The 15,313-nt window shown below is 71.7% G+C and carries 8 protein-coding genes; 4 read left to right on the top strand and 4 right to left on the bottom strand.

Annotated elements, in window-relative coordinates; all coding sequences use genetic code 11:
• Nucleotides 1–29 precede the first annotated feature (29 nt).
• A complete protein-coding gene (locus WQO_RS25010) occupies nucleotides 30–1,250 on the bottom strand; it encodes an alginate lyase family protein (RefSeq protein WP_010060082.1) in 1,221 nt (406 codons plus the stop codon).
• 228 nt (nucleotides 1,251–1,478) lie between these two features.
• The gene (gene glgP, locus WQO_RS25005) at nucleotides 1,479–4,148 is read right to left on the bottom strand and encodes an alpha-glucan family phosphorylase (RefSeq protein WP_010060083.1); all 2,670 of its coding nucleotides are present in this window, start codon (nucleotides 4,146–4,148) and stop codon (nucleotides 1,479–1,481) included.
• Nucleotides 4,149–4,833: 685 nt separating this feature from the next.
• Here glgP and WQO_RS25000 point away from each other — a divergent pair.
• The 4 genes from WQO_RS25000 (at nucleotide 4,834) to glgB (ending at nucleotide 12,714) form a co-directional block, all read left to right on the top strand.
• Entirely contained in the window at nucleotides 4,834–6,852 is a 2,019-nt protein-coding gene (locus WQO_RS25000) for an alpha-1,4-glucan--maltose-1-phosphate maltosyltransferase (protein WP_010060084.1), read from the top strand.
• A complete protein-coding gene (treS, locus tag WQO_RS24995; RefSeq protein ID WP_010060085.1) occupies nucleotides 6,849–8,555 on the top strand; it encodes a maltose alpha-D-glucosyltransferase in 1,707 nt (568 codons plus the stop codon). The genes WQO_RS25000 and treS overlap by 4 nt, the downstream gene beginning before the upstream one ends.
• A gap of 231 nt (nucleotides 8,556–8,786) precedes the next feature.
• Nucleotides 8,787–10,208: a maltokinase N-terminal cap-like domain-containing protein gene (locus WQO_RS24990; protein ID WP_010060086.1), complete on the top strand. Its 1,422-nt coding sequence runs from the start codon at nucleotides 8,787–8,789 to the stop codon at nucleotides 10,206–10,208.
• Between the two features lie 79 nt (nucleotides 10,209–10,287).
• Nucleotides 10,288–12,714: a 1,4-alpha-glucan branching enzyme gene (glgB, locus tag WQO_RS24985; protein WP_010060088.1), complete on the top strand. Its 2,427-nt coding sequence runs from the start codon at nucleotides 10,288–10,290 to the stop codon at nucleotides 12,712–12,714.
• Nucleotides 12,715–12,796: 82 nt separating this feature from the next.
• Here glgB and WQO_RS24980 read toward each other — a convergent pair whose 3' ends face one another.
• Together WQO_RS24980 and WQO_RS24975 are read right to left on the bottom strand one after the other, a co-directional pair.
• Nucleotides 12,797–13,702, bottom strand: a complete 906-nt coding sequence (locus WQO_RS24980; RefSeq protein WP_010060090.1) for an NAD(P)-dependent oxidoreductase — start codon at nucleotides 13,700–13,702, stop codon at nucleotides 12,797–12,799.
• Between the two features lie 140 nt (nucleotides 13,703–13,842).
• Complete coding sequence (locus WQO_RS24975) at nucleotides 13,843–15,132, bottom strand: LAETG motif-containing sortase-dependent surface protein (protein WP_010060092.1); 1,290 nt, start codon at nucleotides 15,130–15,132, stop codon at nucleotides 13,843–13,845.
• Nucleotides 15,133–15,313 lie beyond the last annotated feature (181 nt).

Raw genomic sequence — 15,313 nt, 5'->3', positions numbered from 1 at the left:
GGCCGTTCGTCATGGTGCGAAAGGCCGCGTCAGACCGGGTTGTTCGCGTGGGTCAGGGTCTCCCAGGCGACGAACAGGTTGTTCGATCCCGCGGGCCGCTGCCGCTCGGTCAGCGTCTGCGTATTGGTCATCGCGTACCCGAGGCGGTTGGCGAGCGCGTTGAAGCCGACCTCGGTGACCGGGCCCAGGTTGTCCTTGAGGGAGCCGCCGCAGAGCGAGGACGGCACGGGCGTGCCCAGCTGGTGCTTGGCGTGCAACCCCATCGCGTGGCGCAGCCGGTCGGCGATCTCCGGGTAGAGGTCCTGGCCCTGGATGCGGCTGGTCTCGGCGATGTGGGAGATGGCGGAGAGGCCGTAGCCGGTGTGGGTCAGGTCCCGGCAGGTCTCCTGGGAGAGCCCGTCCATGAAAGTGGACTGCCCCTGCCAGTAGTTGATGACTTTCGCCCGGGTGTCAAGCCCGCTGCCGGGGGCGACCTTCGGCAGCGCCCCGTCGGCGGTCACATAGATGTACGCCGGGACACGTCCGCGGAATGTGCCGACGGCCTTGTCGTAGGCGGCGCGGTCCTCCAGGAAGACCGCGATCCCGATCGCCGCCTCGGTCATGGACAGCTCCCAGTTGCCGTTGGAGTGGGAGCCGCCTGTGACCTCGGGGAGGTACACGTCGCGCAGCATCGTGCCGAAGCGGCCGGAGCCCGGCCAGCCGCTGTAGGTGTACTTGATGATCTCGGCGGCGCGCGGCCAGGAGGATCCGGCCCAGCCGGTCTGGAGGGGCGCGTTGGTGTTGGTGTGGTCCTTGATCACGGCCGACCAGGCGTCCATGATCTGGATCGCCTTCTGGGCGTACCGGCTGTCCTGGGTGATGTACCAGGCGAGCGAGAGCGTGTACGCGGCGATGGCGTCCTCGCGCTCGTCCGTGCAGCCGTTGTTGGGGTTGGAGTACGAGCCGCACTCGACGACCGCGCGCGGCTTGGCGGTCCGGGTCAGGGAGGCGTACTTGCTGCCCATCATCTGGTCGTAGGCGCTCTTCCAGGGCTGGGCGCCCGCCTGGACCCGGCCCCGGACGAAGTCCAGCTGGGGGCGGCTGACGAGCACGCCGGGGTGGGTGAAGTTCGCCGGGGCTGCGGCCCGGGCAGGCGCCCGGCCGGGCGTCGTGGATCTCTCCGCCACGGCGGGTGCGGCGAGGGCCGTGGTGAGCAGCGCGGCCAGGGCGGCGGCGGTGCCGAGGACGCGGGGGATGGTGCCGGTACGCATGTGGGGTGCCTTCCGGTGGGGTGGCGGTTCAACGGCCTCACCCGACAAGGGAGTTCATGGCTGTGAACGATGGGCCGCATGATGAACCGTGCGATGAGTCAGGAACGTAAAGCCATTCCATGGACACGTCAAGGTTCTGTGTTCACCCCACGAAGGAACCACCGGCCCACGCGCAGGGGCCCGGCACCGCGTGGGTGCCGGGCCCCTCGGGTCCGCGATGACGCGCGCTCAGCGCATCAGTACGCCCCCGCCCTCCCCCGTCGCCTCGGTCGGCAGGGCGACCAGGCCCAGTTCGGCGCTGGTGGCCAGCAGCCGGTGGGCGGGCAGGACACGCACGGTGTAGCCGTACGGTCCGGTCCGGTCCGGGGTGAGCGGGCCCTCGTACAGCCAGCGGTCCTCCAGGTCCTGACCGCCCGCCGGCTTCAGCGGGAAGGTCTGGGCGTCCGCGATGGCGTCGCCGGAGTCGACCCGGCCCGCGACCACCTGGACCTCGACGTCGTCCGGCTCCAGGCCGCCGAGCGCGATCCGTACCCGCAGCGCCAGGGTGGCCCCCAGCTCCGCCGAACCGCCCGCGGCGTCCCCGGTGACCGTCTCCACATGGTCGACGGAGACCCCGCGCCAGGCCGCCCGGACCCTGGCCTTCCACGCGGCGAGATCCTGCGCAACCGCGGGCTCCAGGGCCCGGCGGGCCTGGGCGGCGGGGGCGTACAAGCGCTCCACGTACTCGCGCACCATCCGCCCCGCGAGCACCTTCGGGCCGAGGTTGACCAGGGTGGAGCGGACCATCTCGATCCACCGGTCGGGCAGGTTCCCGGCACCCCGGTCGTAGAAGCGCGGGGCGACCCGGTCCTCGATCAGGGCGTACAGCGCGTTCGACTCCAGCTCGTCCCGGCGGTCCTCGTCGACCGCGGAGCCGTCGGCGGTGGGGATCTCCCAGCCGAAGTCCGGGTCGAACCACTCGTCCCACCAGCCGTCGCGCACCGACAGGTTGAGGCAGCCGTTGAGCGCCGCCTTCATCCCGCTCGTGCCGCAGGCCTCCAGCGGGCGCAGCGGGTTGTTGAGCCAGACGTCGCAGCCCGGGTAGAGCCTCTGCGCCATGCCCATGCCGTAGTCCGGGAGGAACACGATGCGGTGGCGCACCCGCGGGTCGTCCGCGAACCGCACCAGCTCCTGGACCAGCCGCTTGCCGCCGTCGTCGGCCGGGTGGGCCTTGCCCGCGACGACGATCTGGATCGGGTGCGTCGGGTGCAGCAGCAGGGACCGCAGCCGGTCGCGGTCGCGCAGCATCAGCGTCAGCCGCTTGTACGAGGGGACGCGGCGGGCGAAGCCGATGGTCAGGATGTCCGGGTCGAGGACGCCGTCGATCCAGCCCAGTTCGGCGGTGCCCGCGCCGCGCCGGCGCCAGGAGGCGTAGAGGCGGCGGCGGACCTCGGTGACGAGCTGCCCGCGCAGGTCCCGGCGCAGGTCCCAGATCTCCTGGTCGCCGATGCCGGTCACCGCGTCCCAGCGGCGGGGGGTGCCGGTCTGCGCGGAGGCCTCGTCGGCCACCGGGCCGCCGGCCAGCACCTGGTGGGCGCGGCCCTCACCGACCTGGCCCGCACCGAGCCGGAACACCTCGGGGGCGACCCAGGTCGGGGCGTGGACCCCGTTGGTGACGGAGGTGATCGGCACCTCGGCGGGGTCGAAGCCCGGCCAGAGCCCGGAGAACATCTCCCGGCTGACCGCCCCGTGCAGGGTGGAGACGCCGTTGGCGCGCTGGGCGAGCCTGAGGCCCATCACCGCCATGTTGAACAGCTCCGGCTCGCCGCCGGGGTAGGTCTCGGTGCCGAGCGGCAGGATCTTCTCGACGGGTACGCCGGACAGTTCGCCCTCGTCGCCGAAGTGGCGGGCGAGGAGCCCCCGGTCGAAACGGTCTATGCCGGCGGGCACCGGGGTGTGGGTGGTGAAGACGGTGCCGGCCCGGACCACTTCGAGGGCGGCCTCGAAGTCGAGTCCGGTGGGAATGAGTTCGCGGATGCGCTCCAGGCCGAGGAAGCCGGCGTGGCCCTCGTTGGTGTGGAACACCTCCGGCTCCGGGGTGCCGGTCAGCCGGCACCAGGTGCGCACGGCGCGCACGCCGCCGATGCCGAGCAGCATCTCCTGGAGGAGGCGGTGGTCGCTGCCGCCGCCGTAGAGCCGGTCGGTGACATCGCGTTCGCCGGGGGCGTTCTCCTCGACGTCGGAGTCGAGGAGGAGCAGCGGCACACGGCCGACCCGGGCCAGCCAGATGCAGGCGTGCAGCGAGCGTCCGCCGGGCAGCGCGAGGACGACCCGGGCGGGGGTGCCGTCGGCCTCGCGGACCAGGTCGAGCGGGAGTTCGTTGGGGTCGAGGACGGGATAGTGCTCCTGCTGCCAGCCCTCGCGCGAGAGGGTCTGGCGGAAGTAGCCGTGCCGGTAGAGCAGCCCGACGCCGATGAGCGGGACGCCGAGGTCGCTGGCGGCCTTCAGGTGGTCGCCGGCCAGGATGCCGAGGCCGCCGCTGTACTGGGGCAGGGCGGCGGTGACACCGAACTCGGGTGAGAAGTAGGCGATGGCGGAAGGGAGTTCGGCTCCGGCGGCCCGCTGTTCCTGGTACCAGCGGGGACCGTCCAGATATTCGGCCAGATCGGCGGAGGCCGCGGTGAGGCGGCCGAGGTACTCCGCGTCGCCGGCCAGTTCGGTCAGCCGCCCGGCGGACAGCGAGCCGAGCAGGCGTACGGGGTCGGCGTCCGCGGGCCGCCAGCCCTCGGGGTCGGCGGCCCGGAAGAGCTCGCGGGTCTCGGTGTGCCACGACCAGCGCAGGTTGCGCGCGAGGTCGTGGAGGGGTCGAAGGGGTTCGGGGAGAACAGGACGCACGGTGAATCGACGAATGGCCTTCACTGCTCCACCTTTACAGGGGACTTGCGCATCCGAGCGGACGCACCACGGTGTGCGTCCCTTCCGTCACCCCTGACGGTAGCGGCCGTCCGTGGCGGGCTGCCACGGCGCGCGGAGGGCGCGCCCGGCCCGGGGCCCACACGCCGCGCGCCTCCCCACAGACGCCCCACGCACCCCACCGTGATCCCCCGCCACTCCTCCCATCTGGGGGTTTGGCCGATTTCCCTCCCGTACGCGGCCTTGTGGACCTCATTGCCACAGGGAAAGCTGCCGTGTGGCGCCGAAGAGCGGGTATCCGGAACCCGTGGGGGCGCTTCGGGACCCCTGCGCCGGGCGGGGCGTGCGCGCCGCGTGCGGCGGAGCCCGAGCGGCCCGTTACGACCGAGTAGTTAACACGGCGCCGGATTTCCCACCCTCGGACACGGGGAAGGCTTCCCCGGTACACGGCACGACCCGGCCCGCACTCGTTCTCCCGTGCATCCCGAAACATGCACGAAACCCCCGCGACCCACCCATTCGAGTGCCATTCGAGTGAACGCGGACAGGAGCGGCCATGCCCACAGCCCGTCAGCAGACAGCTGAGCAGTTACAAAGGACAGATCCCCGTCTTCGCGGCACACGCGGTCGGTCCTCCGCCCCCGTGCCGTCACCCGTGCACGCCGAGCTCCTCCAGCCCCCAGGTGATTCCATGATCGGTCGTATTCCCGTCCTGGACGTCCGTCCTCTCGTCGACTGCGGCAGACGGGCGGCGAAGGCCGTCGTCGGTGAGACCTTCCAGGTCACCGCCACCGTCTTCCGCGAAGGCCACGACGCGGTGGCCGCCAATGTCGTCCTGCGCGATCCGAGCGGGCGGGTCGGGCCGTGGACCCCGATGCGCGAGCTGGCGCAGGGCACGGACCGGTGGGGTGCGGACATCACCCCGGATGCCGAGGGCCGCTGGACGTACACGGTGGAGGCCTGGAGCGATCCGGTCGCCACCTGGCGGCACCACGCCGCGATCAAGATCCCGGCGGGCATCGACACGGACCTGGTGCTGGCCGAGGGCGCGGCGCTGCTGGAGCGGGCCGCCGCGGGCGTGCCGAAGAAGCACGGCCGCGAGGCGGTGCTGGCCGCGGTGGACGCGCTGCGCGACACCGGCCACCCGGCCGAGGCCCGGCTGGCGGCGGCCCTGACCCCGGCCGCCGACGCGGTGCTGGCCCGCTATCCGCTGCGCGAACTGGTCACCCGGTCCAAGCCGCTGGCGGTCCGGGTGGAGCGCGAGCGGGCGCTGTTCGGGTCCTGGTACGAGCTGTTCCCGCGCTCCGAGGGGGCGAAGCGGGTGCCGGTGGACCCGGCGGACACCTCGCCGGACGCGCCGACCCGGCTGGTCAGCGGCACCTTCCGGACGGCCGCCGAGCGGCTGCCGGCGGTCGCCGCGATGGGGTTCGACGTGGTGTACCTGCCGCCGGTCCACCCGATCGGGACGACCCACCGCAAGGGCCCGAACAACACCCTGACGCCCGGGGAGCACGACCCGGGCGTGCCGTGGGCGATCGGTTCGCCGGACGGCGGGCACGACGCGGTCCACCCGGAGCTGGGCACGCTGGAGGACTTCGACCACTTCGTGGCGACCGCCCGCAATCTGCGGATGGAGATCGCGCTGGACTTCGCGCTCCAGTGCTCGCCGGACCACCCGTGGGTCAAGGAGCACCCGGACTGGTTCCACCACCGCACCGACGGTTCGATCGCGTACGCCGAGAACCCGCCGAAGAAGTACCAGGACATCTACCCGATCGCCTTCGACAAGGACATGCGCGGTCTGGTGGCGGAGACCGTACGGATCCTGCGCTTCTGGATGGACCACGGGGTGCGTATCTTCCGGGTCGACAACCCGCACACCAAGCCGGTGGTGTTCTGGGAGAAGGTCATCGCCGAGATCAACGGCACCGACCCCGATGTCATCTTCCTGGCGGAGGCGTTCACCCGCCCGGCGATGATGCACACCCTGGGCGCGGTCGGCTTCCAGCAGTCGTACACGTACTTCACCTGGCGCAACACCAAGCAGGAACTGACCGAGTACGTCACGGAGCTGGCCGGGGACGCCGCCTCGTACATGCGGCCCAACTTCTTCGTGAACACCCCCGACATCCTTCCCGGCTACCTCCAGGAGGGCGGCCGCCCGGCCTTCGAGGCGCGGGCGGTGCTGGCCGCGACGCTGGCCCCCTCCTGGGGCGTGTACGCGGGATTCGAGCTGTGCGAGAACACCCCGGCCAAGCCCGGGAGCGAGGAGTACCTGCACTCGGAGAAGTACGAACTGCGCCCGAGGGACTGGGAGTCGGCGGAACGCGAAGGCCGCACGCTCACCCCCCTGATCACCTCGCTGAACCGGATCCGCCGGCGTCACCCCGCTCTGCGGCAGCTGCGCGACGTCCACTTCCACCACACCGACAACGAAGCGCTGATCGCCTACAGCAAGCGCTCCGGAACGAACACCGTTCTGGTGGTCGTGAACCTCGACCCGCACCACACCCAGGAGGCCACCGTCTCGTTGGACATGGAGCGGCTCGGCCTTTCCTGGCACGAGCGCGTTCCGGTGCGCGACGAGCTCACCGGCGACACCTATCACTGGGGCAGGAACTTCTACGTGCGCCTAGAGCCGGGCATCACGCCCGCGCACATCGCGGTCCTGCGACCGTCCCCGCCGACCGGAGGGTCACCCACACCATGATCGTCAATGAGCCTGTCCCCGACACGTTCGAGGACACCCCCGCCAAGGACCGCGATCCCGACTGGTTCAAGCGAGCCGTCTTCTACGAGGTGCTCGTCCGGTCCTTCCAGGACTCCAACGGCGACGGAATCGGCGACCTCAAGGGCATCACCGCCAAGCTGGACTATCTCCAGTGGCTCGGCGTCGACTGCCTCTGGCTGCCGCCGTTCTTCAAGTCGCCGCTGCGCGACGGGGGCTACGACGTCTCCGACTACACCGCCGTGCTCCCGGAGTTCGGCGATCTCGCCGACTTCGTGGAGTTCGTGGACGCCTCGCACCAGCGCGGCATGCGCGTCATCATCGACTTCGTCATGAACCACACGAGCGACCAGCACGAGTGGTTCCAGCAGTCCCGGACCGACCCCGACGGGCCGTACGGCGACTACTACGTCTGGGCGGACGACGACAAGCAGTTCCAGGACGCCCGGATCATCTTCGTCGACACCGAGACGTCCAACTGGACCTTCGACCCGGTGCGCAAGCAGTACTACTGGCATCGTTTCTTCTCGCACCAGCCGGACCTCAACTACGAGAACCCGGCGGTCCAGGAGGAGATCCTGGCGGCCCTGCGGTTCTGGCTGGACCTGGGCATCGACGGCTTCCGGGTCGACGCGGTGCCCTACCTCTACCAGCGCGAGGGCACCAACTGCGAGAACCTCCCCGAGACCCACAACTTCCTCAAGCGGGTCCGCAAGGAGATCGACGCCAACTACCCGGACACCGTGCTCCTCGCCGAGGCCAACCAGTGGCCGGAGGACGTCGTCGACTACTTCGGCGACTACGAGGCTGGCGGCGACGAGTGCCACATGGCGTTCCACTTCCCCGTGATGCCGCGGATCTTCATGGCGGTGCGCCGCGAGAGCCGCTACCCGGTCTCCGAAATCCTGGCCAAGACCCCGGAGATCCCGAAGAACTGCCAGTGGGGCATCTTCCTGCGCAACCACGACGAGCTCACGCTCGAAATGGTCACGGACGAAGAACGCGACTACATGTACGCGGAGTACGCCAAGGACCCGCGGATGCGCGCCAACATCGGCATCCGCAGGCGGCTCGCCCCGCTGCTGGACAACGACCGCAACCAGATCGAGCTCTTCACGGCGCTGCTGCTGTCGCTGCCCGGCTCCCCGATCCTCTACTACGGGGACGAGATCGGGATGGGCGACAACATCTGGCTGGGCGACCGGGACGCGGTGCGCACCCCGATGCAGTGGACGCCCGACCGCAACGCCGGGTTCTCCTCCAGTGATCCGGGGCGGCTCTACCTCCCCACGATCATGGACCCGGTCTACGGCTACCAGGTCACCAACGTCGAGGCGTCGATGGCCTCGCCGTCCTCGCTGCTGCACTGGACCCGCCGGATGATCGAGATCCGGAAGCAGAATCCGGCCTTCGGTCTCGGCGAGTACACCGAACTCCCGTCCTCCAATCCGGCGGTGCTGGCGTTCACCCGCGAGTACAAGGACGACCTCGTCCTGTGCGTGCACAACTTCTCGCGGTTCGCGCAGCCGACGGAACTGGACCTCCGATCGTTCAACGGACGTCATCCGGTGGAATTGATCGGCGGGGTACGCTTCCCGGCCATCGGTCAGTGGCCCTACCTGCTGACCCTTGCGGGACACGGCTTCTACTGGTTCCGGCTGCGCAAGGACGCGCCGCCGGCCTGAGAGAGCGTCGGTTACGTGCGGGGCGGTTTCCACCGCCCCGCACGGGGCACTCTGAGCGAAACGAAAACCCCGGGGCACCCAACCGGTTCCCTCGCCCCGGGCCATCACGGTTCCGCCGTTCGAGTCCGTAAGCACCTTCCTCTCCCGACACGTCCCGCACAGCCGGACAGCCATTGCCGCAATCCGGGACACTCTTCGCATCCTGTGTGCCCGGGGAAAGGACGCGATGCCATGTCGGAGGCTGCATCCACTCACGTCGCCCTGGCGAAGAGCACGAGGAACAGCGCAACCACCGGAAGTACGACGGACGGGGCCCTGCTCCCGTCCCTCGCTCCGCTGCTCCACGCATGGCTGCCCCGGCAGCGCTGGTTCGCCGGCAAGGGCCGGCCCGTCACCGGCTTCCGGCTGGTCGCGGCCACCGAGATGGTGCCGCTGGACGGCACGGCGGGCCCCGGACTCCTGCACCTCCTCCTGCGGGTCGAGCAGCCCTCCCGGTCGGCCCGGGCGGCCGACGACTGCTACCAACTGCTCCTGGGCGTACGGACGTCACTGCCGCCGGTGCTCGCCGGAGCGCTGGTCGGCCGGGTGGAGCGGGGGCCGCTCGCCGGACGGACCGTGTACGACGCGCTGCACGACCCCCGGCTGGCCGATGTGCTGCTGGAACGGTTCCGCCGCCCCGGCAGTCTCGGCTCGCTGCGCTTCGAGCGGACCGCCGAGATCCCGGCCGGTCTCACGCCCCGGGTGCTGGACGCCGAGCAGTCCAACTCCTCGCTGGTCTACGGGGACGCGTTCATCCTGAAGATCTTCCGGCGCGTCTTCCCGGGCACCAACCCGGACCTGGAGCTGCCGCTCGCCCTCGCCGGCGAGGGGTGCGAACGGGTACCCGCCCCGATCGCCTGGCTCGAGGCCCCCGGCGCCGAACCGCTCACCCTCGGTGTCCTCCAGCCCTTCCTGCAGGGGGCGCGTGACGGCTGGCAGCTCGCGCTGGCCGCGCTCGCCGCGGGCCGCGACTTCCTGCCCGAGGCGCGGGCGCTGGGCCGGGCCACCGCCGAGGTGCACACGGCGCTCGCCGCCGCGCTGCCGACCCCGGCGCTGCGCGGCACCCAGACCCGGCAGCTCGTCGCCCAGATGACCCAGCGGCTGGAGGCCGCCGCCCAGGCGGTACCGGCGCTCGTGCCGTACGTCCCGGGGCTGCGCGCCGCGTTCGACGCGGTGACGGACCTCGGGGTCCGGGGCAGCGGCTGGGCCCAGCAGCGGGTGCACGGCGATCTCCATCTCGGGCAGACGCTGCGCTCCGCCGACGGCTTCTGGTCGCTGATCGACTTCGAGGGCGAACCGGCCCGCCCGCTGCCCGAGCGCCGCATGCCCGCACCTCCGGTGCGCGATGTCGCGGGCATGCTGCGGTCCTTCGACTACGCGGCCCGCTCGCACCGCCCGTGGAACCCGGAGTGGGCGGCCCGCTGCCGTGCCGCCTACTGCGAGGGGTACGCGCAGGCCTCGGGCAGCGATCCGCGCGGCGAACCGGAGCTGCTGCGTGCCCACGAGACCGACAAGGCCGTGTACGAGGTGGTGTACGAGGCCCGGCACCGCCCCGACTGGCTGCCGGTGCCGATGGCCGCCATCCAACGGCTGGCCCAGTCCGCGGCGGCCTGAGCCTTCCTCTCCCCCCTCCCGACGCTCCCGCCCCTCCACCCGTGCTTCTCCCCCTTCACTCCCCGAGGAGGCAGTCCCTGTGACCGCCCGCAAGCCGTCCCGCAAGGCATCCCGCAAGTCCGCCGAGGTCCCCGCCGAGGCGGCTGTCGAGACCGTCACCGAACCCGCCGTCGAGACCGCGGCCGCCGAGACCGCGGCCGACGCGGCGGCCGCCCCCGCACCGGCGCCCGTCGCCACCGCCACCAAGGCCGCGCCCGCCAAGCGCACCCGGCCCAAGCGGGCGGACGCGGGCCCGCCGCGCCCCCGGCAGGCCGGAGACGGCCAGGGCGCCCGCCCGGCACCGGCCCTCGACGGCGCGGACCGCGGCCGCCTGCTCGCCGGCGACCACCACGCGCCGCACGACGTGCTCGGCGCCCACCCGATCCCCGGCGGGGTGCTCGTCCGGGCGCTGCGGCCGTTCGCCCGGACCGTCACCGTGCTGGCGACGGGGCTGCGGGCCGAGCTGCACGACGACGGCGACGGCTTCTTCTCCGGTGTGCTGCCGGTGCCGCAGGTGCCCGCGTACCGGCTGGAAGTGGCGTACGACGACAACACCGTCGAGGTGGAGGACCCGTACCGCTTCTGGCCCGCGATCGGCGACCTCGACCTGCATCTGATCGGCGAGGGCCGCCACGAGGAGCTGTGGCGGGCGCTCGGCGCGGAGCCGATGGAGCACCAGGGAGTGGCCGGGACCCGGTTCACCCTGTGGGCGCCGAACGCGCGCGGTGTGCGGATCACCGGCGACTTCAATTACTGGGACGGCACGGGCTTCCCGATGCGGTCGCTCGGCTCGACCGGGGTGTGGGAGCTGTTCCTGCCGGGGGTCGGCGAGGGCGCGCTGTACAAGTTCGACATCTGCCGCCCGGACGGTTCGCACACGGTGCGGGCCGACCCGATGGCCCGGCGTACCGAGGTGCCGCCCGCGACGGCGTCGATCGTCACGGCCCGGCACCACGCGTGGCAGGACGCGGACTGGATGGCGCACCGGGGCGACCGCCCGGTGCACGAGGCCCCGTTCTCGGTGTACGAGGTGCATCTCGCTTCCTGGCGGCCCGGGCTGACGTACCGTCAACTTGCCGAGCAGCTGCCCGCGTACGTCAAGGACCTCGGGTTCACGCACGTCGAGCTGATGCCGGTCTCCGAACACCCCTTCGGCGGCTCCTGGGGTTATCAGGTCACCGGGTTCTACGCGCCGACCTCGCGGCTGGGCACCCCGGACGACTTCCGCTTCCTCGTCGACGCCCTGCACCGGGCGGGGATCGGCGTCATCATGGACTGGGTTCCCGCCCATTTCCCGCGCGACGACTGGGCGTTGGCCGAGTTCGACGGGCGTCCGCTGTACGAGCACGCCGACCCGCAGCGCGCGGCGCACCCGGACTGGGGGACGCTGGAGTTCGACTACGGCCGCACCGAGGTCCGCAACTTCCTCGTCGCCAACGCCACCTACTGGTGCGAGGAGTTCCACATCGACGGGCTGCGGGTCGACGCGGTCGCCTCGATGCTCTACCTCGACTACTCCCGCGAGGACGGCCAGTGGTCGCCCAACGAGTTCGGCGGCCGGGAGAACCTGGACGCGGTCGCCTTCCTCCAGGAGATGAACGCCACCGTCTACCGCCGCAACCCGGGCGTCGTCACCATCGCCGAGGAGTCCACCGCCTGGGACGGTGTCACCCGGCCCACCGACAGCGGGGGCCTGGGCTTCGGGCTGAAGTGGAACATGGGCTGGATGCACGACTCGCTCCAGTACGTGGCCAAGGAGCCGGTCCACCGCAAGTACCACCACAACGAGATGACATTCTCGATGGTGTACGCGTACAGCGAGAACTATGTGCTGCCGATCTCGCACGACGAGGTGGTGCACGGCAAGCGGGCGCTGGTGTCGAAGATGCCCGGCGACTGGTGGCAGCAGCGCGCCAACCACCGCGCCTATCTGGGCTTCATGTGGGCCCACCCCGGCAAACAACTCCTCTTCATGGGACAGGAGTTCGCTCAGGGCGCGGAGTGGTCGGAGGGCCACGGCCCGGACTGGTGGCTGCTGGACCCGTCCTACGAGGCGTCCGGCGACCACCGCGGGGTGCGGGACCTGGTGGGCGATCTGAACGCGGTGTACGGGGCGGTGCCCGCGCTCTGGCAGCGGGACACCTCGCCGGAGGGGTTCAGCTGGGTGGACGGCGGGGCGGCCGAGGACAACGTGTTCGCGTTCCTGCGCTACGACGCGGACGGCTCGCCGCTGCTCGCGGTCTCGCACTTCTCCCCTGCGGTCCGCGGCGACTACCGCCTGGGGGTGCCGGAGACCGGCACGGAGGGCTGGGTGGAGGTCCTCAACACCGACGCCGCCCGGTACGGCGGGAGCGATGTGCGCAACGAGGAGCCGCTGAAGGCGGAGGCGGTGCCCGCGCACGGCCGGCCGAACAGCATCTCGCTGACGCTGCCGCCGCTGGCGACGGTGTGGTTCCGCCCGGCGTAGCCCGTACGGGACCGTGAAGCGGCCGGGGCCGGTACCGCGTCCGATGGGACGCGGCACCGGCCCCTCCCCCGTTCCAGGCCGGTCAGCGTTCGGCGGCGATCACCTCGACGAGGCTCGACCAGGCCCCGGGGCCGCGCCCCTGGGCGATCGCCCGGTCGGTGAGCGACTTGAGCCCGGCCAGCTGCGAGACGTCCAGGCCCCGGTCCTTCGCGGTGTGCAGGATGTGGTCGACGCTCGCCGCCATCATGCCGAGGTTCGCGCCGTTGGCGGGGTACGCACCGGAGCCGGCCTCCGCCGCGGTGTACTCCACGATCGGCGGCAGGATGCCGGTGATCGTGGTGAGGTACGGGGCGAGCGAGGCCGGCTCGATGCCTTCCGCGCGGGCCAGCGCGAAGGCGTGGACGAGACCGCCCATGGCTCCGTAGAAGAAGTCCAGCATCGCCATGTCGTAGGCGGCGGCCAGGCCGTGGTCCTCGCCCAGGTAGGTGGCGGGCTCGCCGAGCGCCTTGAGGGTGTCCTCGTGCGCGGCGTAGGCGGCACGGTCGCCGGAGTGGAGGACCAGGGCGTCCGCCGTGCCGACCACGTCGACCGGCACCATGATCGCCCCGTCGAGGTAGGCCAGGGAGTGCTTCGCGGCCCAGGCGGCGGACTGCCGGGAACGGGCCGGGGTGTCCGAGGTCAGGTTGACCAGGACCCGCCCCTCCAGCGCTCCGGCCAGCGGTTCCAGGACCGCGTCGGAGGCGTCGTAGTCGACGAGGCAGACCACGACGAGTCCGCTCGCCCGGACGGCCTCCTCGGCGGATACGGCCCGCACGGCGCCCAGCGCGACGACGTCCTCGCCCTTCCCGGGCGAGCGGTTCCAGACGGTGGTGGGGTGGCCCGCGGCCAGGAAGGCGCGGGCCAGGGAGCGGCCCATGTCACCGAGGCCCAGGACGGTGACGGGGGTGGATGCGGGTGCGGGTTCGGTGGTCGTGTGCGCTTGCGTCATGGGGACCATCCTTGGCGCGCGAACAGGGCCTGACCAGAACCCACTTGACTGTCAGATACGCACTTCCGGGAAAGGATGCAGGTCAACGGCCGACCGGGCGCAACCCGTGAGGGTCCCGCCCGGTCGCGTCGGTCCGGTCGTCAGCCGCTCTGGGCCGCCGACCGCCGGCGCACGGCCCACAGGATGCCGCCGCCCGCCGCCACCGCCGCGGCCGCCATGCCGATGAGCGGGCCGGTGGAGTCCGAGCCGGTCGCCGCGAGGTTGCCGCCGGTCTGCGGGGTGGCGCCGCCGGTCGTCGAGCCGCCCGCGTCGCCGGAGCCGCCGGAGGTCCCCGTGGAGCCGGTCGTGCCCGTGGAGCCGGTGGAGCCGGAGCCTCCGGTGGACGACGAGCCGCCGGTGGAGCCGGAGGAACCGTCGGAGCCCGAGGAGCCTGCCGTGCCCTCGTCCTTGCCGGTGTCGATCACGAGCTGCGCGGTGTCGTTCTCGGCGTTCCGGTCGAAGGGACGCTCCTGGCCGGTGAAGGAGACCTCGCCGGTGGTGCGGCCGACCGCCTTGTCGATGCGCAGGACGAAGGGGTAGGCCTCGCCCCCGTTCACGTCCACCCAGGACTGGGAGGTCCCGCAGCGGTAGTGGGTCTTGGTGACCGCGTCGCAGAATCCGTGCGGCTTGACGACGGACGTGCCCTTCGGGATGCGGATGTCGACGGTGGTCACGCTCTGGTCGCGGGTTCCCTGCACGCGGGCGGGGCCCTTGTTGGCGAACTTCACCGTCGCGGTGACCTTGTCCCCGACCTTCCCCTGCTGCTCGTCGCCGGTCAGCGCGAAGTCGGCGGTGTTCGCGGCGGTGACGTCGGTCTCGGCGTACGCCTCGGGGTGGTTCTTCCGGTCGGCGTCGGTGGCCGGGCCCTTCTCGACCAGGGTGAGCGGGTCGCCCGTGCCGGGCACCGGGTCGGTGGCGCCGCCGTCGCCCGGGGACGGCTCGTCGACGCCGATGGTGGCCCGCAGGTCGTCGCGGAACGCGGAGTCGAGCGCCTTGAGCGAGACGGGCTTCGCCGTGCCGTAGACGACGCCCGGCTTCAGCGGCTGGTCGATCCTGCAGGAGGCGACGTTCGACGCGGGCGTCTCGTCGTGGGAGCCGATGGTGTAGTACGTGCAGTTCTTGTACGTCTCGTCCGCCTTCAGGCCCGGCGACACCGCGTACGTCACCCAGACCGACGGCACCTCAGCCGTCCCCTTGTTGAGGAAGGTCAGCGGGGTGGAGAAGGAGCTTCCGGGCTGGAGCCCCTTGACCGGTGCGATCGTTCCGACACCGAGGTCGGGCTCCGGGTCGGCGGCGAGCGCCGGTACGGCGCCCAGCGCCACCAGCGCTGCGGCGGCCACGGCGGCGGTCCCGCCGCGCAGGGTACGGCTGCGGGAAGGGGCGATACGCATGGAAGTCCTTCGGTCGTGGGGCGCATGGGGGCTGACTGCGGTCCTGCACCTGTCAAGACCGGTGCAGGACGAGGAGGGTTGTCCGGGCCGGACCGGTCGTGACAGAACACGGACACAAGGGGGCGGTACCGGCCACGGGCACGCCGCCTCGTACCCACAGCCGACGCGAGGACACCCGTAC

The organism is Streptomyces globisporus C-1027, assembly GCF_000261345.2.
Taxonomy (GTDB): Bacteria; Actinomycetota; Actinomycetes; order Streptomycetales; family Streptomycetaceae; genus Streptomyces; species Streptomyces pakalii.
Note: the sequence above shows the minus strand (reverse complement) of the source record. Positions and strands in the feature narration are given on the sequence as shown.

Bases quoted from the DNA above. Each gene is read 5' to 3' on its own strand.
- WQO_RS25010 (WP_010060082.1), bottom strand. From the start codon at position 1,250: ATGCGTACCGGCACCATCCCCCGCGTCCTCGGCACCGCCGCCGCCCTG.
- WQO_RS25000 (WP_010060084.1), top strand. From the start codon at position 4,834: ATGATCGGTCGTATTCCCGTCCTGGACGTCCGTCCTCTCGTCGACTGC.
- treS (WP_010060085.1), top strand. From the start codon at position 6,849: ATGATCGTCAATGAGCCTGTCCCCGACACGTTCGAGGACACCCCCGCC.
- WQO_RS24990 (WP_010060086.1), top strand. From the start codon at position 8,787: ATGTCGGAGGCTGCATCCACTCACGTCGCCCTGGCGAAGAGCACGAGG.
- WQO_RS24980 (WP_010060090.1), bottom strand. From the start codon at position 13,702: ATGACGCAAGCGCACACGACCACCGAACCCGCACCCGCATCCACCCCC.
- WQO_RS24975 (WP_010060092.1), bottom strand. From the start codon at position 15,132: ATGCGTATCGCCCCTTCCCGCAGCCGTACCCTGCGCGGCGGGACCGCC.